This is a genomic window from Pannonibacter anstelovis, assembly GCF_036881715.1.
Lineage (GTDB): Bacteria > Pseudomonadota > Alphaproteobacteria > Rhizobiales > Stappiaceae > Pannonibacter > Pannonibacter anstelovis.
This window is the reverse complement of the sequence record NZ_JBAKBF010000008.1, coordinates 115,318-135,229: the sequence shown is the minus strand read 5'-3', so window position 1 is coordinate 135,229 and position 19,912 is coordinate 115,318. Positions and strand designations below refer to the sequence as shown.

The following is a 19,912-nucleotide window of genomic DNA, read 5'->3' as shown; positions in this document are numbered from 1 at the left end:
CTCCGGCATGAAACTGCCAGCCCCGGCTCTTGCACTCCTCCCTGCGGCGCGAGACTATTGCAGCGCAGCAGCGGCAGGGTGCGAAAGACCCGCTATTGCGCAACTATCCGTCTAAAATGACGTTTGATCTATACGACTATTGCTTAACTTGCGCTGCGTCAGCTGTCCCTGTTTTGCGGCGCACACGGGTGCAGGCAAAAAAACAGCCAGGCTGCAAAGCCTGGCTGATCGTCTGGCAGATCATGCCGGCAGAACTTCCTGCCGTGATCCTTCTGGGTTCAGCCCGCGCGGACGCGGCGGACGAAGCCTTCCACCTTGTCCTTCAGCTCTTCGGCCTGGCTGGAAATGCCGTTGGAGGCGCTGACAACATTGCGGGCGATCTGGCCGGTCAGTTCTGCGGCTTCGTTCACATCGGTGATGTTGCGGGATACTTCGACGGTCCCGGTCGCAGCTTCCTCGACGTTGTGCAGGATTTCGGTGGTGGCCTTGTACTGCTCGTCGATGGAGCCGGAGATCATGCCGGCAATGTCGGAGATTTCGCCCACGACCGAGCGGATGCCCTGAATGGCGCCCACCACATTCGAGGTGCCCGACTGCACGTCGGAAACCAGCGAGGCGATTTCTTCCGTAGCCTTGGCCGTCTGGGCTGCAAGGTCCTTCACTTCCGTCGCCACAACGGCAAAGCCGCGTCCGGCTTCACCGGCACGGGCTGCCTCGATTGTGGCATTGAGGGCGAGAAGGTTGGTCTGGGAGGCGATCTGGTTGATGAGGTTCACGATCTCGCCAATTTTCTGGGCGGCCTGAGCCAGACCCTCGGCCATGGAACCGGCCCGCGCTGCCTCGGTGTTGGCCTTCACGGTGATTTCGGCCGATACCTGCACCTGACGGCTGATCTCACGGGTCGAGTTCGACATTTCTTCAGTCGCAGCCGCCACGGTGCGCACATTGGCCGAAGCCTGTTCGGAGGCAGCAGCCACTGCGCCGGCACGGCTGGAGGTGCGCTCGGCCTGAGTGCCCATCTGCCCTGCATTGCGCTCCAGATTGAGAGCAGCTTCTGCAAGGGCGCGGGCCACATCCATGACATCGGCCTCGAAGCCTGAGGCAAGCGCGTCGAGTTCCTGCCGCCGCATCGCTTCCGCCCGGGCTTTCATTTCTTCCTTCTCCTGCTCCGCGCTGCGGATCTGGATGGCGTTGTCACGGAAGACGGTCACAGCCTTGGCCATTTCGCCAATCTCGTCCTCACGCCCGGCACTGGGGATCGGAATGTCGAGGTTGCCGTGCGCAATCTGGCTCATGGCGCCGGTCATGGCATTCATTGGGCGGATGACCTTGGCCGCAATGATCCAGAAGGCAGCAGCTGCGGTCAGCAGCACGAAGGCCATCAGGGCCAGCGTCGAATAAAGGCTGCTGGCAGCTTCGGCCCGCAGGGTGTCGATTCGCTGCAGGGCCGCTTCGAAGGCTGCATCACGCACTGCCAGAACAGCAGGCCACAGCGCAACACCGCGCTGACGGTAGGCGTTGCCATCGATCTTGAACTCACCCGTCGCAAAGCCAGGCTGCACATCCGCCTTCAGGGAGGCAAAGGCATCCACATAGTTTGCCTTGGCGCCTGCGATGGCTGCCGCCACGGCCGGGTTGGCGCCCGGCTTCGCAGCTTCCCTGGCGATCTCACCCCAGATCTGGCGGACTTCGCCATCAAGGCGGGTAAAGGTCTCAAGCTGTTCCGGAGCGAGCGCTTTTCCGCTGACCACGAAGCCCTGCATCATGCCCGCCTGACGGCCGCCGGTGTCCCGCAGCTGCCAGACGGTCCGTGCCAGCCTGCTGTAGTTGAGCGCCACTCCATCGACTTCGGCAAGGACTTCCATCTCGCGGTCAATGGTGTCGAGGATCGCCTTGTTCATGCTTGCAGAGGCCGAGAACGTCTCCTGCGAAGCCTTGCGGCGCTGCTCAAGCGAAGCGGAGAACACCAGCCGGTCATTGGCTGCGCGCATCTTCAGCCAGTCTGCCTGGCTCTTCTTCACGATGTCTGCGGCGGCGGCACTTGCGGGCTCAAGTGCGGCAAGCTCGGCTGCTGCGTCCAGAGCCTTGGCGAAGGCTGCATCCGTCGGCTGGCGGCTCTTGGCAATGTCAGCCTCACGCGAGCGTTCGGACGCATTCTCTGAATCGAGAAGCAGGGTGATCAGTCCCCGCTCTGCGTTCGCATTTGCGGGAATGTCTGACAGGGCTTGCATTGTCTTAACGCGGGCGTTGGCAAGGCTATATTTCTGAAGCCTTGAGTTCGATTCAATGCTTATCCATCCTGTGATCAAACATGCTGTCGCGGCAAGTGTTCCGACAACGATCCTTAGGATTAATGACAATTTCATGTGACCGAATTCCTGATTTTTGACCTAACTATACTAAAGGTAAGTGCGTGTTAATTTTTCATTATTTGACGTAACGGCAAATTTGACGGATTCGGTATTTTTCTTATGCAAATTATTTCATTTGCTGAAATTATATTGCGCCGCAACAGGGCGACTTTTGGCGAATTTATCCGCTGCTGTTCAGGCCTTATCGTGCTGGAATGGATGAGGGCCCGCAGGCCGGGTGGAGGGTGTCCGCATGAGTAATGACAAGACGATGGGCGAGGGTGGCCGGAGGCGGGACGAGCCCTGGATCTTCCGCACCTATGCGGGCCATTCCACGGCGGCCGATTCCAACAAGCTCTACCGGGCCAATCTTGCCAAGGGCCAGACCGGCCTTTCCATCGCCTTCGATCTGCCGACACAGACCGGCTATGATCCCGATGATCTGCTGTCACGCGGCGAGGTCGGCAAGGTGGGCGTGCCGGTGGCGCATCTTGGCGACATGCGCACCCTGTTTCAGGACATACCACTGGAGCGGATGAACACGTCCATGACGATCAATGCCACCGCGCCCTGGCTGCTGGCGCTGTATGTAGCGGCAGCCGATGAACAGGGCGCGGACCGCAAGCGGCTCGCCGGCACCACGCAGAATGACATCATCAAGGAGTATCTTTCGCGCGGCACCTATGTCTTTCCGCCTGCACCCTCGCTGCGGCTGACCACAGATGTGATCTCCTGGACCTACAGCGAAATGCCGAAGTGGAACCCGATGAATGTCTGCTCCTACCACCTGCAGGAGGCCGGGGCGACGCCGGTGCAGGAGCTGTCCTTTGCGCTGGCGACGGCGATTGCCATTCTGGATGGCATGAAGGCGAGCGGGGCCATTCCGGAGGCTGAGTTTCCGCAGGCGGTGGGCCGCATTTCCTTCTTCGTCAATGCCGGCATGCGCTTCATCACCGAGATGTGCAAGATGCGCGCCTTCACCGGGCTTTGGGACGAAATCTGCCGCGACCGCTATGGCATCGCCGACCCGCGCTACCGCCGGTTCCGCTATGGTGTACAGGTCAACTCGCTGGGCCTGACCGAGCCGCAGCCGGAGAACAACGTCTACCGCATTCTGATCGAGATGCTGGCGGTGGTTCTGTCGAAGAATGCCCGCGCCCGTGCCGTGCAGCTTCCGGCCTGGAACGAGGCGCTGGGCCTGCCCCGGCCTTTCGATCAGCAATGGTCCCTGCGCATGCAGCAGATCCTCGCCTATGAGACGGACCTGCTCGACTATGACGATATTTTCGACGGCTCCTCCGTCATCACCGCAAGGGTGGAAGAGCTGAAGGCAGAGGCACGGGCGGAACTGGCCCGCATCGATGCCATGGGCGGGGCCGTCGCTGCCGTCGAGACCAGCTACATGAAGCAGCAATTGGTGGAGGCGAACAGCCGCCGCCTTGCAGGCATCGAAAGCGGCGAGCAGATCGTTGTCGGCGTCAACCGCTGGACCGAGAGCGAGCCCTCGCCTCTGGCTGCCGGTGAGGATGGCGGCATCCTGACCGTTTCAGCGCATGTGGAAGATGAGGCCATCGAGCGTATCAAGGCCTGGCGTTCCGCCCGTGACGGGGCCGCTGCGGAGGCGGCGATTGCGGATTTGAAGGCAGCAGCGCGGGAAGGGCGCAACATCATGGAACCTTCGATCGCTGCGGCGAAGGCGGGCGTCACCACCGGTGAGTGGGGAGCAGCGCTGCGCGAGGTCTTTGGTGAATACCGCGCTCCCACCGGCGTTGGCCGCGCCGCACGGGATGATGCGGGTGATGTGGCAGCGGTGCGTGAGAGTGTTGAAGCTGTCTCGCGCAAGCTGGGCCGCAGGCTGAAGTTCCTTGTCGGTAAGCCGGGGCTCGACGGCCATTCCAATGGCGCGGAGCAGATTGCCGTTCGCGCCCGCGATTGCGGCATGGAAGTGGTCTATGAGGGCATCCGCCTTACTCCGGCGCAGATCGTCAATGCAGCGCTGGAAGAGAGCGTGCATGTGATCGGCCTGTCAATTCTCTCCGGTTCCCATCTGGCGCTGGTGCGCGATGTGATGGACCGGCTCCGGGCGGCAGGCATTGCTGACGTTCCCGTCGTCGTCGGCGGGATCATTCCGGACGAGGACGCCCGGACGCTGAAGGCCATGGGCGTCGCTGCCGTCTATACGCCGAAGGATTTCCAGCTCACCGGCATCATGGCGGATGTGGTGCGCATTGCGGGGGAACAGGGAGAGCAGGCGGCCTGAGACGGCTAGACCCCGAACATCAGTCCGCAGCCGAAGACGACAAGGGCGGCGCCAATCCAGGCGCCGGGGGCGGGCATTTCCCCGGTGCGCCACCACAGGAGCGGCAGCTGCAGCGCAGGAGTGGTGGCGGACAGTGTGGAGATGATGCCCACCTTGCCGCCGGACAGCGCGAACAGCACCAGAGTCATGCCCACGCCCATGCCAATGAAGCCGGACAATGCCGTCCAGCCCGCAATCTTCAGATTGAGTGGATTTGCCGGCTTCAGATAGGAAAAGGGCAGGGCGCCGAGACAGACAAGGCCAAGCGCGGCGGTGCCGATGCGCACCGCAGAGGCCACAACCGGATCAACTCCCGTTTCCATCACTGGACGGGCAATGAGCGAGCCGATGGACTGGGAGAGTGCGGCGGCCAGCCCGAGCAGAAGGCCGATCCATAACGGCCCCTTGATGCTTTCCCATGTGTGCAGCTGCGACCGGCGCTTGCCGAAGGCGATGGACAGCATCACCCCGGCAAAACAGATGATGACACCGGCCAGCACCTGCCCGCTCAGCGCCTCGCCCAGCACCAGCCACCCCAGCACGGCTGACATGGGGGCGTTGAGCGAAAACAGCATGGCAGTCCGGCGCGGACCCATGCGGTTCAGCGTCAGGAACAGGGCCGTATCGCCAACGAAGATGCCGATGAGGCCGGAGAGCAACAGCGCGCCCAGATGCTCCTGGCCAAGTGAGCCCCAGCCGGGGCCAACAGTAACCGCAGTGGCCAGCATGGCAAAGACCATCAGCATGCGCAGCCGGTTGAAGGCAATTGCACCCAGATGGGAGGACGGGGTGGCGGAGATGATGCCGCCATAGGCCCAGAGGGCCGCCGCCGACAGGGCGGCGATTTCGTGGATGGGCATGATGGTGCGGGTCAGGCCGGAAGGGCCACTCCAGTTGGGCCGTTCCAGGCCGCGTCGAAGAAGGATTTTTCCAGCGCGCACATGTGCACAAACCGCTCCATGGCCCGGTTTCTCTGAGTTTCCGTGAGGCGGGAAGCGGTCCGGTCCATCTCGTCGCGCAGGAACGAGACAAAGCCCTCGAAGCCGGGGCCGGCGTGCAGATCGATCCACTCGGCCAGCCAGAATTCGGCCGGGCGCGGCTTTCCGGCCTCGCGTTCGCCCCAGGTCAGGTAGACCCATTCGGCGCAGAGCAGGCACGCAAGCCCTTCCTCGTAGCTCGCCTCGGCTGCCTCCAGCAGCAGGCTTGCGAAGGCACGGGTGACGGGTCCCTGTGCGGCCTCAAGATAGATCTCAGGTGCCACATCAAGCGCTGCAAAGGAGCGGATGAAATAGTCGTTCTCGTTGGAGGTCAGAAGCGCCAGAAATGCCGCCAGCGGGCGTTTGGCCTCCATGTCCGGGGCCTTGGCCACCAGATAGCCGATCACGGACGCCAGATCGGTGATGAACGTATAGTCCTCGATGAGATATCGGACATAGGCTTCCCGGGGCATGGCCCCGCTGCCGATGGCATGGGTGAAGGGATGCTCAGTTGCCGCGGTCCAGTTCGCTCCGGCGGCTTGCACCAGCTCATCCGAAAAGCGCGTGGCGGCATGGCCTGCGGCGGCAGTGCCTGGGGTGCCCGTCATCTGTTTCCTCCATGAACCGCTGTGGCTGCCTGCGCGGCGCCTGCGGCGTTCTGTTCTGGCGGGCATCTTAAAGCTGAAAAGCCCCGGAGGTTCAATCCGGGGCTTTTGCTGACGGGTTCTGTTCAGTGCTGAAGAATCAGGCGGCCTGCTTCTTCGGCTTGATCAGGCCGCGGTTCACCAGAACCTCGGCGATCTGGATGGCATTGAGGGCTGCACCCTTGCGCAGGTTGTCGGCTACGACCCAGATGTTGAGGCCGTTCTCCACCGTGGCATCCTCGCGGATGCGCGAGATGTAGGTGGCGTCTTCACCGGCGGTCTCGTAAGGCGTGATGTAGCCGCCGTCCTCGCGCTTGTCGATGACGAGGCAGCCCGGCGCCTCGCGCAGGATGTCGCGTGCTTCATCGGCCGTGATCGGCTTCTCGAACTCGATGTTGACGCTCTCCGAGTGGCTGATGAACACCGGAACGCGCACGGCGGTGCAGGTGACCTTGATCTTCGGGTCGAGGATCTTCTTGGTCTCGGCCAGCACCTTCCACTCTTCCTTCGTGTAGCCGTCTTCCATGAACACGTCGATGTGCGGGATGACGTTGAAGGCGATGCGCTTGGTGAACTTCTGGTTCTCGACCGGATCATTCACGAAGATGGCGCGGGTCTGGTTGAACAGCTCTTCCATCGCCTCCTTGCCGGCGCCCGAAACGGACTGGTAGGTGGAGATGACGACGCGCTTGATGGTGGCCGCATCATGCAGCGGCTTCAGCGCCACGACGAGCTGCGCGGTGGAGCAGTTCGGGTTGGCAATAATGTTCTTCTTGGAGAAGCCGGCAACTGCGTCCGCATTCACTTCCGGCACGATCAGCGGCACTTCTGCGTCATAGCGCCAGGCGGAGGAGTTGTCGATGACGACACAGCCCTGCGCGCCGATCTTGGGAGCCCATTCCTTCGCAACGTTGCCGCCGGCGGACATCAGGCAGATGTCGGTATCGGAGAAATCATAGTTTTCCAGCGCCTGCACCTTCAGCGTCTTGTCGCCGAAGGAGACTTCGGTGCCCTGCGACCGGCGCGAGGCCAGCGGCACGACTTCAGCTGCCGGGAAGCCGCGCTCGGCCAGAATGTCCAGCATTTCGCGGCCCACATTGCCCGTGGCACCAACAATGGCGATCTTGTAGCCCATGAATTCCTCTCTCGTCCGTCTCCCCGCTTGCCCGGCGGGCCCGCACACGCGGCACCTGCCGGCTCTTCGGCGCCCGCCCATCCCGGGGGAGCGCGGGACGAGAGGCACCGTCAAACGGTGGTTTTAGCGGTGGTTTTAGTGAGTTTGGTCGCGGAGGCGAGCGTGCGAGCGCGGGCGGCGACAGCGGCTGCCATCGTCATCATGCCCATCATGCGGCTAGCGTGCCGAATGCTCATAACTCGTCTTTCCTATCCAAGACGGGCAAGGTTGTGACCGGGAACACCCGTCTTGTCAATATTTCATTGCGCGCTGCGGGGCGCGGCATTGCGTTCGGCCGGGCTTGTGCAGTGCCTTCAGGCAGTCAGGCGCTCATCATGTTAGATCATCGATAAATAAAGTAATTTAATATATGAAACGTGATAAATAAAATTCATATCACGCTAATGATCTAGTCTGATTTCAATGTTTATGAATTAATCACCAATATTTACAGTTTAAAATCTAGTGATATACGTATTTGTATATGTTTGATCGATGTTTTTTGCTCTTGCAACCCTTGATTATAAATAAGAATTAACAATTTATAAGACAAGTCGAATACATATACTCCAAAAATTCATTCCTGTGAGAGTCAGTGATGCAACGCGACGTTCGTATAAAAACAAATTCGATTTCGGTCAGGCTCCGGGTGCTGGGCCTTGCCGCCTTGTCCGTTGCAGTCGCCTTGGTGCTTGGTGGTGTCTATGTACTCGGTGACCGGGAGTCTTCCGCCTCTCTGGCCCGCCGGGATGCATTTGAAGTGATCGCCGGTAAGGCGGATGCCCTGAAGGTCGGTACGCTGGAGATGCGGCGCCGCGAAAAGGACTTCCTGCTGCGCAAGGATCTGTCTTACGCAAAGGCATATCAGGCCGAGGCCGAACGGGTCAGCGCCGCGCTGGCCGATCTCCGGTCGCTGCCGAGTGCGGCGCCGATTGGACAGGCGCTCAACAAATTGGCACAAGATCTTGGCGAGACCCGGAAGCAATTTGATCGCGTCGTCGAAATGAACACGGCACTTGGCCTGACGGAAACCGAAGGGCTCGAGGGGCAGCTCCGCAAGGCGGTGCATGCGGTCGAAAAGGAAATCAACGCCGCCGGTCTGGACGCCCTTACCGTCAAGATGCTTATGATGCGCCGCCATGAAAAGGACTTCATGATGCGCGGCGGCGACAAGTACATCAAAAGCGTCGATGAAAGGCGCGCCGAGTTTGACGCATTGCTGGCGCAGGCGCCGCTCGACGCGGCAACAAAGGCCAAGCTCTCGTCGGAAATGGACGCCTACCAGTCCAGCTTCCGCGACTATGCCAAGACCGCAGAGGTCCTGGGCAGTGAAGCAGGCCGGTTGAGCGAGTTGTTCTCCGGCATGGAGCCGGTACTCGAGGCCGTGTTCCAGTTTGCGGCTGAAGGAATGGTGGCTGCCGAAAAGCAGTTCGCCGAAAGCCGGTCCGCTGTCTGGAGCTTCTTCATGGTGGCGCTGGGTGTCAGCCTTGCTTTGGCTCTGTTGCTTGGCTTCCTGATCTCGCGCAGCATCACCGGCCCGCTTGGACGCCTGACCGGGACCATGTCTGGCCTGGCTGAGGGCGATACGTCAGCGGAGGTGCCTTACATCAGCGCCGGCAACGAACTGGGCCGCATGGCGCGGGCGATTGAGATTTTCCGGGTTAACGCAATCCGCAACCGGGAGCTGGAAGCCGAGCAGGCGCGCCGCGGCGAGCTGGCTGCGGCCGAGCGCCGGCAGCTCATGCAAAGCATCGCGGACGAGTTTGATGCCAATGTCGGCGAAATCGTTGAAACCGTATCGGCCGCATCCACGGAACTGTCGGCAACCGCAGGAGCGATGGCCGATATTTCGGCGGCAACGAACGAGCGTGCCATGACCGTTTCCGCTGCCGCAGAACAGGCCAGCGCGAACGTCCAGATGGTTGCCTCGGCGACCGAGGAAATGTCGGCTTCGGTGAATGAGATCAATTCCCAGGTCGAGCGGGCTTCGATTGTTGCCAAGCGCGCATCCGGGGATGTGGCGCGGACCGCGGAGCAGATGGAGGCCCTGGCCCGTATGGCAGACCGCATCGGTGAGGTGATCTCACTGATCTCCGATATCGCGGCCCAGACCAACCTGCTTGCGCTGAACGCGACCATCGAATCTGCGCGCGCCGGTGAGGCTGGCAAGGGCTTTGCCGTTGTTGCCTCCGAAGTGAAGCAGCTCGCCAATCAGACGGCCAGCGCTACGGATGACATCTCCAAGCTGATTGCCGAGATCCAGGGCCAGACCCGAACTTCGGTGCAGGCGATCGGCGGCGTCGGCCAGGTCATCCGCGATCTGGACGAGATGGCTGCGGCCATCGCTGCGGCCGTCAACGAGCAGGGCGCAACCACGCGGGAAGTCGCGCGGAACGTGAGCGAAGCTGCTGGCGGGACGCAGCACGTTTCGGAAAACATCAATGCCGTTTCCGATGCGGCCCAGGAGACAATGGCCGCCTCGACACAGATGCGCAGTTCGGCGCAGTCTCTGTCTGATCAGGCGTCTCGCATGAAAGTCGAAGTCAGCCGCTTCCTGGCGAACATCCGCGCGGCCTGACCACGCGGACTGAACTTGAGCAAGTCTGGTGCCCCGGTTGCGCAGGTCAGAAGACCTCAGGCCGGGGCGCTGTTCTTGAGGTCGGGCCCGAGCGTCAGCGCCGCAAAGGCCAGCGACAGGACCGAGCACAGCGCGATGGCCCCAACCATTGGGAGCACACTTCCGTCGAAGAACGGGCTGGCCAGCACCAGCATCAGGGCGCCAGCCAGCATCTGCAGCGTGCCGCCGAGAGATGAGGCAAGGCCCGCGTTCTCGCCGTGATCGTCCAGCGCCATCACCATGGTGGGCGCAATGACGAGACCAAGGCAGGCATTGCCGAGGAAGAGAAACGCCATCACCACGCCAAGGGCATCAAAGCCGAAGGCCACGAGCGCCACCAGCACACCGTTGCACAGGGCAAAGCCGGTGACCGCCAGAAACGCGACGCGTGCCATGCCATGCTTGCGTCCGAGCCCGGCTGCAAGCTGTGATGTGCCGAAGAAACCGATGGCATTGAGGGCGAAGGCAAGGCTGAAGCCAACAGGGCTCATGCCATAGTGGCCGGTGTAGACAAACGAGGCTGCACCGATGAAGACGAAGAAGCTCGCCATGCCGAAGCCGCCCGTCATCGTCAGGCCAAGGAACCGGGCATCGCGCATCAGGTCGAGACAGCCTCCGAGAATGGCTTTCGGCCGCAACGGCACCCGCCGCTCGGGCGGCAGGGTTTCGGGCAGCTGCCAGGCGGTGAGGGCCATGGCCAGCGCTGCTGCGAGGCCAAGGGCCACGAACAGGAAGCGCCAGCTGCCTGCCGCAATGATGGCCGAGCCGGTGAGCGGAGCCAGCATCGGCGAGATGCTGATCACCAGCATCACCAGAGCCATCAGCTGCGTGGCTTGTGTGCCAGTGTGCATGTCGCGCACGATCGCGCGTGGAATAACCATCGCAGCCGCTGCGCCCAGGGCCTGCACGAAACGGCCGAAGACCAGCCAGTGGATATCCGGAGCCAGCGCACAGATGGCGGATCCGGCGATGAATACGGCAAGGCCTGCATAAACCGGCCGTTTGCGTCCAAGCCAGTCAGCCATCGGCCCATAGATCAGCTGGGCAAGGCCAAAGGCAAGGAAATAGGCGGTGAAGGTCATCTGTGCAGCGCTGGCCGTTGTGCCAAGGCCAGCCGTGATCTGCGGCAGGGCCGGCAGATAAAGATCGACCGCAAAGGGGCCAATGCAGGAAAGCAGGCCAAGCACAAGGGCAAGGCGCGAAAAGCCGCGTGTCATCTTGGGTGTCCGCAAAAGGAGAGCGTGGGGTTGGCTGGCGGCACTCAAGTGGCCAGCCGGCGGACGTGGGGTCATCCGCATCAGGTGCCCAAGTAAAACCCCGGCGGGGTCATCTGTCCAGAATTTATGTGCAGCTTGGCGCCCCGGGCCTTGTGTGCTGTTGCGCAACTGCCGCAGTTCAGGGCCTGCCGTCACAAAAGCTTCATGACTTTGTCACCGCAACTTCGTCTGCGCTGCCTAGCGTGCGCCGTCTTTCAACCAAACATCTCGCTTCGGGGAGGCATCATGATTTCTCTGCGCAGCCAGCTTCTGGCTGGTTTTTCCATTCTGGCGGCCGTTTCACATGCGTCTGCAGCCGAAACCTATTTCACCCGCATCGCCACAATGCCGGTCTACAAGACCCTGGCTGCAGGCACTGATGCTGCGACAGAGACCTCTGCCGAAATCATCACTGCAACGAAGGACGGCCAGACGCTGGTCTTTTCCGACAGCCCCGGTGAAGCCGTGGTGTTCGTTGACATTGCAAATCCCGCTGAGCCGAAGCCGGCTGGCCGAATTGCCATGGGCGGTGAACCCACGTCCGTGACCGCCGCTCAGAAATTCATTCTTGCCGGTGTGAACACCAGCCCGAATTACACCGAGCCGTCCGGCCATCTGGCTGTCATCAGCCTGGCGGACAAGTCGATTGCCGCCACCTGTGACGTGAAGGGGCAGCCGGACTCGGTCGCCATCTCGCCGGATGGCAAGTTCCTGGCCGTCGCAGTTGAAAACGAGCGCGATGAAGAGCTGAATGAAGGCAAGCTGCCTCAGATGCCGGCTGGCCATGTTGCCATCTTCGATCTGGATGCGGATGGAAAGCCCGTGAACTGCGATGCGGCCCGCATCGTTGATGTCACCGGCATCGCCGAGACCGCGCCGGAAGATCCGGAACCTGAGTTCGTTTCGATCAATGGTGCCAATGTGGCGGTGCTGACGCTGCAGGAAAACAATCATCTGGCACTCATCGACCTTGCTTCCGGCAAAGTGACCGCACATTTCCCGGCCGGAGCTTCCAGCGCCGAAGCCATTCCGGTTGCCAAGGATCGCAGCTCGGACGCCTCTGGTGGTATCGAGAACGTCAAGCGCGAGCCTGACGCCGTGGCCTGGCTCGACAATGACCGCTTCGTCACCGCCAACGAAGGCGACTATGAAGGCGGTTCGCGTGGCTTCACCATCTGGAACACCAAGGGTGAAGCGCTGTATGACAGCGGCAACAAGCTCGAGCACATCGCCATGATGACCGGCCACTATCCGGCCAAGCGCGCCTCCAAGAAGGGCACGGAGCCGGAAGGCGTGACCGTTGGCGAATTCGGCGGGCAGAAGTTCATCTTCGTGAACTCCGAGCGTGCCAACATGGTGTCGGTGTTCAAGGACACGGGCGGTGAGCCGCAGCTCCTGCAGATGCTGCCCACCCATGTGGCCCCTGAAGGCGTCCTGGCCATTCCGGCCCGTAATCTGTTCGTTGTCGCTAACGAGGCGGACAGCGCCGAAGATGGCCTGCGTTCGCAGGTCAGCATCTATGAATTCGGCGCGGACAAGCCGGCCTATCCGGTGCTGACCTCCGCCATCGATCCGGAAACCGGTGCTCCGATCGGCTGGGGTGCGCTCTCGGGTCTGGCAGCAGACAAGACCGACCCGAACAAGCTCTATGCTGTTTCGGACAGCTTCTACGACAAGGCCCGTATCTACACGATCAATCTGTCAATGAGCCCGGTGGAGATCGCCTCCTATGTGAATATCACCGGCGGCTCGCCGAAGAAGTTCGACATCGAAGGTATTTCGCTGGCTAAGGATGGCGGTTTCTGGCTTGTCAGCGAAGGCAATCCGGACAAGGAAGGCGTGCCGCATCTCCTGGTCAAGGCTGATGCCGATGGCAAGGTCACGGAAGAAATCAGCCTGCCTGAAGCTCTCGTTGCCCAGTCCAAGCGGTTCAGCTTCGAAGGCGTGGCGGAATTCGAGCGCGGCGGCAAGACGCTGGTCGTGACCGCGATCCAGCGCGAATGGGGCGATGATGCCAAGGGCCTCGTCAAGCTGGGCATCTACAATCCGGCGGACAAGTCCTGGGGCTTCGTCCACTATCCGCTCGACAAGCCGAAGAGCTCTGCCGGCGGCTGGATGGGCCTGTCCGAAATCACCCATCTGGGCGGCGAGCGGTTTGCCGTGCTGGAGCGTGATAACCAGGGCGGCGAATTTGCTGCCATCAAGCAGGTCACCGTGATCGATCTGGCCGGTATCGAGCCTGTTGCCCTCGGCGGTACTCTGCCGGTGGTCGAGAAGACCGTGAAGCTGGATCTGATCCCGGCGCTGGCCTCGACCAAGGGCTGGCTGCTCGACAAGCCGGAAGGTTTCGCTGTTACTGCCGATGGCCGGATGATCCTCGTCACCGACAACGACGGCGTCGACGATGCGCCGGGCGAGACGCAGATCTTCAACCTGGGTTCGGCAGATAAGCTGAACTGACCTGCACTGCAGATCTCATGAATGGAGCCCGGGCCTCACGCCCGGGCTCTTTGTTTCAAACGGCAAGCACGCGAAGAACCCAGGCAGCCCTGTCAGGGCGTCAGGATCACCTTGCCCATAACCTTGCGGTCTGCGATTTCCTGGATGGCCTTTGCGGCGTCCTCCAGCGGGTAGACCGCGTGGATCTGCGGCTTCAGCCTGCCCTGGCGTACCCAGTCGAGAATCTGGCTCATGTTGGCCCAGTGGCCCTCGGGGTCGCGGATGATCGATTCGCCCCAGAAGACGCCGAGGACATCGCAGCCCTTCAGCATCACCAGATTGAGCGGGATCTTCGGAATTTCACCAGCGGCAAAGCCGATGACGAGATAACGCCCTTCCCAGCCCGTGGCCCGCAGCGCCTGCTCGGCCAGATCGCCGCCCACCGGGTCATAGACCACATCGGCTCCGGCGCCGTCCGTCAGCTCCTTGATCCGCTCTTTCAGATTCTCTTTCTCATAGTTGATGGTCAGCACCGCGCCATGCTGGCGGGCGCGGCTGAGTTTTTCTTCCGAAGAGGCGCAGGCGATGACGCGCGCGCCCATCAGGGAGGCGATCTCGACCGCTGCCTGACCCACACCGCCGGATGCCCCCAGCACCACCACGGTTTCACCGTCCTGAAGTCTTGCCCGGTCGCGGAAAGCGTGCAGCGTGGTGCCATAGGTGACGGAAACGCCGGCAGCTTCCTCGAAGGAAATCCCTTCGGGCATGGGGATGAGGTCATCCTCGCTGGCCACCACCAGTTCCCGCGCCGCGCCAAAACGGATGTAGCCGATCACCTTGTCGCCGGGCCGCAGGCGTTCCACGCCCTCACCGGTGCGCTCTACCACGCCGGCAAATTCGGCGCTGGGCGAAAAGGGCATCTCCGGCCGCAGCTGGTATTTGCCCTGAATGATCAACGTGTCGAAGAAATTCAGCGCGCAGGCCTTGACGCGGACCAGCACTTCTCCCGGCCCAACCGGCGGAACAGGCAGATCTTCAACGGTCAGCGACGCGGCCGGACCGTAGGAATGACAAAGGATGGCTTTCACGCAGGGCCCCCGCTCCACACATGTTGCGAACCATGGTTAATCTGCTGTCCACGCTGCTGCACTGCAAGGAAAATCTCGTTACGGAAGGTGTGGCGCGGGTGAGGGTGCCGGACACCAGAAGGTCTTGACGGGTTGAGGCGGGCAGCCTCAGCGTCTATGAGCCCCTGCAGGAATGATGGAAGAAGGAACTTGATGATGCGCGGCTATTTCGGGGTGGGGGCTGAGGGTCTGTCCAAGCGGATGAACCTCGGCAACCTGATGCGGTCTGCACATGCCTTCGGGGCGAGCTTCTTCTTCACCGTGGATGCAGGGCCTGCCATCCGCCGGGCGCCGCGCTCCGACACCTCCAAGAGCCCGGATCATCTGCCGCTGTTCGAATGGGATACAGTGGACACGATGGATCTGCCCGCAGGCTGCCAGCTTGTCGGCATCGAGCTGACGGATGAGGCCATCGACCTGCCAAGCTTCATGCATCCTCTGCGCGCTGCTTACGTGCTGGGGCCGGAGCGCGGTTCGCTGTCGTCCGCCATGCTGGCGCGCTGTGACCATGTGGTGAAGATCCCGGCGAAATTCTGCATCAATGTCGCCACCGCCGGAGCCATCGTGCTCTATGACCGGCACCGGGCGCTGGGCCGTTATGCCGACCGGCCGGTCACGGCGGGCGGGCCGAAGCAGGACAAGACCCCGCACCGCCATGGCGGGCCCATCATGCGGCAGGGGCGGCAGATTCCGGGCTGGGAAGGCTGATATCAACTTCGGGTGAGCCTGGTTCACCGGAAGTTGACCAAACCCGTGCGGCGCTTGAGAAATGTCCAGGCGTGGTGCGCCGGCATCATCAGCCGTATTCAGTCGATGTCTACCGCTGCATCGGCCTCCAGCACCTGCCGCAGACGGGCGAAGGCGAGGCGGATGCGTGACTTGACGGTGCCGAGCGGCAGGCCGGTGCTCTCGGCGATCTCGTTGTGTGACAGTCCGAGGAAGAAAGCCTGGCGCACCACTTCGCGCTGCGCTTCGGGAAGCTCCTCCAGAGCTGCCCGGATGCGCTCTTCCCGCAGCCCGGTGTCGAGAATGACGTCGGGATCTTCCGGCGCGGAGGGCTGCAGGGCAGGATCTTCTGCATCCAGATCGCCGTTCTTCTGGCGGCGCAGAGAGTCGATCCGCCTGTTGCGGGCAATGCGGAACAGCCAGGTGCTGGCAGACGCCTTGCTCTTGTCGAACAGGGCGGCCTTGCGCCACAGGATGACCATGACCTCCTGAGCCAGCTCCTCGGCGCTGGCGCTGTCGGCGCCCTGCTGCATCAGGTAGCCTTTGATGCGCGGCGCGAAATGATCGAATAACTCGATGAACGCAGCTTTATCCTGCGTTGCGGCGACCCTCTCGATCAGTTCTGAAAAATACTGCGCCTGACTCACCCCAGACTTCGCTCCCAATGCGCCGGGTTTTAACCCGGTCATAATCCGGTAAACCCGGAACGTATGTCACACTCTCGCCCGATTTATCCAGCCAGCGTGCGCATGACGCGAGCCGATAATAGCGGGAATGGCGGCGAGCGCCACGCGATTGATTGGCTTTCAACCCTTTCGTAACCGGCTTTAAGGTAGCCTTAATCCAAGGTTTATATGCCGGATGACACTTGAGTAAAATCTGAAGCGTTTGACGCGCAAGCAAAACGGTGTGGAGATGATGCAAGCACGAACCCTGGTAACCGCCGGTCTGTTCCTCGCTCTGTCCGGAGCTGCCGCCGTCGCCCAGGCTCCGACGCTGCTGAAGCAGCAGAGGGATTGGGCGGCCTATACCCACGCGAGCGGTGGCGGCAAGGTCTGCTTCGCCCTGACCAAGCCCACGCAGATGCTGCCGACGGACCGTAATCACGGAGATGTGTTCTTCTTCGTGTCGACCCGTCCTTCGGAAGGCGTGAACAGCGAACCGAGCTTCCAGGTCGGCTATCCGATGAAGGATGGGTCGCAGGTCACGGTTGATATTGATGGCAAGCCCTTCACCATGTTCACCAAGAACGATGGTGCCTGGGTGGAAAATGCTGCAGCCGAACAGCAGCTCGTCGCAGCCATGAAGGCTGGCAGCAAGATGAGCGTAAAGGCTGTTTCGGCACGTGGCACAGAAACGTCCTATGCCTTCTCGCTGGCAGGCGTGACGGCAGCCATCGACACGGCAAACCAGGCCTGCAAGTAAGCAGAGCCGCCGGGCAGGCGAATGCATGTGGCCTGCCGGATCGGCAAGATGAGTGGGTGCAGCCTTTGGGCTGTGCCTTTCTCTGCGGCCTTTCCACGCATCGGCAGTTGATTTTCCGGCGCTCCTGTGGTTTTTCTGGCGCCAATGGACGCGGCTCCTGAGGGAGACTGCGCCTTTTCTGTTTTCAAGGCGCTGAAGCAGCGGACTGGTCCGTTCCGGCGCGTGGCCTTTGCGGCCTCTCAACCTTCGGGTTTTGACCCTCGGATCTGGATACTGGACGCCATGGCGATCTCGCTTGACCTTGCGCATCGTTCCGCCGCGCTGACACCTGCAGCTGCACAGCCTGCCGCCGCGGCTCCGGCGCTTGTTGCTGCCGCCGAAAAGCCTACGCTGATCGGGCTCGACAGGGCGGGCCTCGCCGAAGCCATGGCTTCGATCGACATCCCCGAGCGCCAGCGCAAGATGCGCGCCCAGCAGCTGTGGCACTGGCTCTATGTGCGCGGCGTGTCTGACTTTGGCCAGATGAGCAACATCGCCAAGGATCTGCGCTACACGCTGCAGGATCACTTCTCCATAGCCCGCCCGGAAATCGTATCGGAACAGATTTCCGTCGATGGCACGCGCAAGTGGCTGTTCCGGTTTCCGCCGCGTGGCGCGGGGCGTCCGGTGGAGATCGAGACCGTCTACATCCCCGAAGAAGGGCGCGGCACGCTTTGCGTTTCCTCGCAGGTAGGCTGCACGCTGACCTGCACCTTCTGTCACACGGGCACCCAGAAGATGGTGCGCAACCTCACCTCGGAAGAGATTCTCTCCCAGATCCTGATTGCGCGCGACCGTCTGGGCGATTTCCCTGATGCTGCAACGCCGCAGGGTGCGATTGTGCCGTCCGAAGGCCGCCTCGTCACCAATGTGGTGATGATGGGCATGGGCGAGCCGCTCTACAATTTCGACAATGTGAAGCAGGCTCTGCTGATTGCCTCTGATGGCGACGGCCTGTCTCTCTCCAAGCGCCGCATCACCTTGTCCACCTCCGGCGTGGTGCCGGAAATCGCCCGCACGGGCGACGAGATCGGCTGCATGCTGGCAATTTCGCTGCATGCGGTGCGCGATGACCTGCGTGACGTGCTGGTGCCGATCAACAAGAAGTGGCCGATTGCGGAGCTTCTGGAGGCTTGCCGCCGCTATCCGGGCCTGTCCAACGCCAAGCGCATCACTTTCGAATATGTGATGCTGAAGGGCGTGAACGACAGTGATGCGGATGCGCGCGAACTGGTGCGCCTGCTCTCCGGCATTCCGGCAAAGATCAACCTCATCCCGTTCAACCCCTGGCCGGGTTCCGAGTATGAGTGCTCCGACTGGGAGCGGATCGAGGAATTCGCCGACATCGTCAACCGCGCCGGCTATGCCTCGCCGATCCGCACCCCGCGCGGCCGCGACATTTTCGCTGCCTGCGGCCAGCTCAAGTCCGCCTCCGAGCGCATGCGCAAGAAGGACCGGGACGCGCTGGAAGGCGCTGCCTGAGATCTGCCGGATTGTCCGCACAGGCATGGCTGCCTGCGCGGATCTCGCCTCCTCACACCGGATTTTCGCTCCGGCGGTAAACGCGCAGCCGGTGCCCGTCTGGGTCTGCTGCCGTGAAGGTGTAACCGAAGTCCATCCGTTCCGGTGTCTGGAGGATGATGGCGCCGGTTGCTGCCCAGGTCCGGTGGATGGCATCAAGTTCGTCATCGCTTGCGCATTCGAACATGACTTCGGTGCCGCCGGTCTGACCGCCGGACGGTGGGGCCACATCCTCTTTCCGCCACAGGCCGAGCTTGAATCCCTCGGGCGTTACGAACATGGCAAAGCCCGGCGACTGCTCCACTGGATCCATGCCCAGAAGCTTGCTGTAGAAAGCAGCGCTCGCGGCAGTCTCCTGTACATAAAGGATCACGAAATTGGACGGCTTCATTTGTCTCTCTCCTTCCGGTGTTGGACGGAGGGGAGAGTAGACAAGACTGCTGCCAGAAAATGGCAGTATCAATCTGCATTCGTGCGGTTTTCCAGCAGCGCCCACCATTCCTTCATCATCACCTGTCTGCGGCGGGGATAACGCTTGCCTGTTTGCTCAAGGCTGAGGATCCGGTCGGTCCGGAAGTGGCGGTAGTCCTGCCGCAGCTCGCACCAGGCGGAGATGACGCGGGCCTTGTCGAAGAACCCTAGCGCAAAGGGCCAGATGCTGCGCGCGGTGGCGCGCCCGGCAGCATCTTCATATGCAATTTGCAGGACGTGCTCGCGGCGAATGGCAAGCCGGATGACGGTCAGGTCCGCTTCCGGCCGCTGTTGCTGCTGCGGCGGTTCGCCCGGCCCGGCCAGCAGATTGGTCGCATCCAGCTGTTCCCGCAGATCCTTCGGAAGCACCGCAGCGATCTTCGCAAGGGCGTTCTCCGCCGCCTGTCCCAAGGAGCCTCCCGCGCGGCGGGAGACCCAGCGCGAACCGAGCACAAGGGCCTCCAGTTCGTCTTCGGTGAACATCAGCGGAGGCAGCATGAAGCCCGGCTGCAGCACATAGCCAACACCTGGCTCTCCCACGATTCCGGCCCCTTGCGCCTGCAGCGTGGCAATGTCCCGGTAAAGGGTGCGGATGGAGATACCAAGCTCCCGCGCAAGGCTTTCGCCGCTGACGGGCCTGCGGTGGCGCCGCAGGATCTGGATGAGATCAAGCAATCGGGCAGAACGGGACATGCCCCATCCTGCCATAGTCTGCTGCCGGAATCTGTCACCATGTCGCATGGAGGATGGTTCTTTGAACCTTTTCCGGAAGGGGCGGGCCCGCCTGCCGGGTCGGAAAAAGGCCCGGACGGGATTTCCATCCGGGCCTCTGATGCGGCCGTTTGT

General features: G+C 61.9%; 15 protein-coding genes. 6 read left to right on the top strand and 9 right to left on the bottom strand.

Annotated elements, in window-relative coordinates; all coding sequences use genetic code 11:
• Positions 1-278 precede the first annotated feature (278 nt).
• The gene (locus V6L75_RS13770) at positions 279-2,231 is read right to left on the bottom strand and encodes a methyl-accepting chemotaxis protein (protein ID WP_334252067.1); all 1,953 of its coding nucleotides are present in this window, start codon (positions 2,229-2,231) and stop codon (positions 279-281) included.
• A 373-nt stretch (positions 2,232-2,604) separates the two neighbouring features.
• On the opposite strand from V6L75_RS13770, the gene V6L75_RS13765 reads away from it, so the two are divergent.
• The gene (locus tag V6L75_RS13765; RefSeq protein ID WP_334252066.1) at positions 2,605-4,611 is read left to right on the top strand and encodes a protein meaA; all 2,007 of its coding nucleotides are present in this window, start codon (positions 2,605-2,607) and stop codon (positions 4,609-4,611) included.
• Between the two features lie 5 nt (positions 4,612-4,616).
• Here V6L75_RS13765 and V6L75_RS13760 read toward each other — a convergent pair whose 3' ends face one another.
• The 3 genes from V6L75_RS13760 to V6L75_RS13750 form a co-directional block, all read right to left on the bottom strand.
• Complete coding sequence (locus V6L75_RS13760) at positions 4,617-5,510, bottom strand: DMT family transporter (protein ID WP_334252065.1); 894 nt, start codon at positions 5,508-5,510, stop codon at positions 4,617-4,619.
• Positions 5,511-5,521: 11 nt separating this feature from the next.
• Complete coding sequence (locus V6L75_RS13755) at positions 5,522-6,235, bottom strand: TenA family protein (RefSeq protein WP_334252064.1); 714 nt, start codon at positions 6,233-6,235, stop codon at positions 5,522-5,524.
• Between the two features lie 136 nt (positions 6,236-6,371).
• On the bottom strand, positions 6,372-7,406 hold the full coding sequence (locus V6L75_RS13750) for an aspartate-semialdehyde dehydrogenase (protein ID WP_334252063.1): 1,035 nt from the start codon (positions 7,404-7,406) through the stop codon (positions 6,372-6,374).
• A 637-nt stretch (positions 7,407-8,043) separates the two neighbouring features.
• Here V6L75_RS13750 and V6L75_RS13745 point away from each other — a divergent pair.
• Complete coding sequence (locus V6L75_RS13745; protein WP_334252062.1) at positions 8,044-10,023, top strand: methyl-accepting chemotaxis protein; 1,980 nt, start codon at positions 8,044-8,046, stop codon at positions 10,021-10,023.
• Between the two features lie 56 nt (positions 10,024-10,079).
• Here V6L75_RS13745 and V6L75_RS13740 read toward each other — a convergent pair whose 3' ends face one another.
• On the bottom strand, positions 10,080-11,279 hold the full coding sequence (locus tag V6L75_RS13740) for a multidrug effflux MFS transporter (RefSeq protein WP_334252061.1): 1,200 nt from the start codon (positions 11,277-11,279) through the stop codon (positions 10,080-10,082).
• A gap of 285 nt (positions 11,280-11,564) precedes the next feature.
• Between V6L75_RS13740 and V6L75_RS13735 the strand changes: the two genes are divergently transcribed.
• Complete coding sequence (locus tag V6L75_RS13735) at positions 11,565-13,778, top strand: esterase-like activity of phytase family protein (protein ID WP_334252060.1); 2,214 nt, start codon at positions 11,565-11,567, stop codon at positions 13,776-13,778.
• Between the two features lie 92 nt (positions 13,779-13,870).
• Here V6L75_RS13735 and V6L75_RS13730 read toward each other — a convergent pair whose 3' ends face one another.
• The gene (locus V6L75_RS13730) at positions 13,871-14,845 is read right to left on the bottom strand and encodes an NADPH:quinone oxidoreductase family protein (RefSeq protein WP_334252059.1); all 975 of its coding nucleotides are present in this window, start codon (positions 14,843-14,845) and stop codon (positions 13,871-13,873) included.
• Between the two features lie 195 nt (positions 14,846-15,040).
• Between V6L75_RS13730 and V6L75_RS13725 the strand changes: the two genes are divergently transcribed.
• Positions 15,041-15,592: an RNA methyltransferase gene (locus V6L75_RS13725; RefSeq protein WP_334252161.1), complete on the top strand. Its 552-nt coding sequence runs from the start codon at positions 15,041-15,043 to the stop codon at positions 15,590-15,592.
• Between the two features lie 98 nt (positions 15,593-15,690).
• Here V6L75_RS13725 and V6L75_RS13720 read toward each other — a convergent pair whose 3' ends face one another.
• Entirely contained in the window at positions 15,691-16,299 is a 609-nt protein-coding gene (locus V6L75_RS13720; protein WP_334252058.1) for a sigma-70 family RNA polymerase sigma factor, read from the bottom strand.
• A gap of 226 nt (positions 16,300-16,525) precedes the next feature.
• Between V6L75_RS13720 and V6L75_RS13715 the strand changes: the two genes are divergently transcribed.
• On the top strand, positions 16,526-17,035 hold the full coding sequence (locus V6L75_RS13715; RefSeq protein WP_425498783.1) for an invasion associated locus B family protein: 510 nt from the start codon (positions 16,526-16,528) through the stop codon (positions 17,033-17,035).
• A gap of 282 nt (positions 17,036-17,317) precedes the next feature.
• The gene (gene rlmN, locus V6L75_RS13710; protein ID WP_334252056.1) at positions 17,318-18,556 is read left to right on the top strand and encodes a dual-specificity RNA methyltransferase RlmN; all 1,239 of its coding nucleotides are present in this window, start codon (positions 17,318-17,320) and stop codon (positions 18,554-18,556) included.
• A gap of 52 nt (positions 18,557-18,608) precedes the next feature.
• Here rlmN and V6L75_RS13705 read toward each other — a convergent pair whose 3' ends face one another.
• On the bottom strand, positions 18,609-18,986 hold the full coding sequence (locus tag V6L75_RS13705; protein WP_334252055.1) for a VOC family protein: 378 nt from the start codon (positions 18,984-18,986) through the stop codon (positions 18,609-18,611).
• Positions 18,987-19,054: 68 nt separating this feature from the next.
• Positions 19,055-19,759, bottom strand: a complete 705-nt coding sequence (locus V6L75_RS13700; protein WP_334252054.1) for a helix-turn-helix transcriptional regulator — start codon at positions 19,757-19,759, stop codon at positions 19,055-19,057.
• Between the last annotated feature and the right edge of the window lie 153 nt (positions 19,760-19,912).

Coding starts and splice junctions, on each gene's coding strand:
- V6L75_RS13700 (WP_334252054.1), bottom strand. CDS start 19,759: ATGTCCCGTTCTGCCCGATTGCTTGATCTCATCCAGATCCTGCGGCGC.
- V6L75_RS13735 (WP_334252060.1), top strand. CDS start 11,565: ATGATTTCTCTGCGCAGCCAGCTTCTGGCTGGTTTTTCCATTCTGGCG.
- V6L75_RS13725 (WP_334252161.1), top strand. CDS start 15,041: ATGCGCGGCTATTTCGGGGTGGGGGCTGAGGGTCTGTCCAAGCGGATG.
- V6L75_RS13750 (WP_334252063.1), bottom strand. CDS start 7,406: ATGGGCTACAAGATCGCCATTGTTGGTGCCACGGGCAATGTGGGCCGC.
- V6L75_RS13720 (WP_334252058.1), bottom strand. CDS start 16,299: ATGACCGGGTTAAAACCCGGCGCATTGGGAGCGAAGTCTGGGGTGAGT.
- rlmN (WP_334252056.1), top strand. CDS start 17,318: ATGGCGATCTCGCTTGACCTTGCGCATCGTTCCGCCGCGCTGACACCT.
- V6L75_RS13765 (WP_334252066.1), top strand. CDS start 2,605: ATGAGTAATGACAAGACGATGGGCGAGGGTGGCCGGAGGCGGGACGAG.
- V6L75_RS13740 (WP_334252061.1), bottom strand. CDS start 11,279: ATGACACGCGGCTTTTCGCGCCTTGCCCTTGTGCTTGGCCTGCTTTCC.
- V6L75_RS13755 (WP_334252064.1), bottom strand. CDS start 6,235: ATGACGGGCACCCCAGGCACTGCCGCCGCAGGCCATGCCGCCACGCGC.
- V6L75_RS13760 (WP_334252065.1), bottom strand. CDS start 5,510: ATGCCCATCCACGAAATCGCCGCCCTGTCGGCGGCGGCCCTCTGGGCC.
- V6L75_RS13745 (WP_334252062.1), top strand. CDS start 8,044: ATGCAACGCGACGTTCGTATAAAAACAAATTCGATTTCGGTCAGGCTC.
- V6L75_RS13715 (WP_425498783.1), top strand. CDS start 16,526: ATGATGCAAGCACGAACCCTGGTAACCGCCGGTCTGTTCCTCGCTCTG.
- V6L75_RS13705 (WP_334252055.1), bottom strand. CDS start 18,986: ATGAAGCCGTCCAATTTCGTGATCCTTTATGTACAGGAGACTGCCGCG.
- V6L75_RS13770 (WP_334252067.1), bottom strand. CDS start 2,231: ATGCAAGCCCTGTCAGACATTCCCGCAAATGCGAACGCAGAGCGGGGA.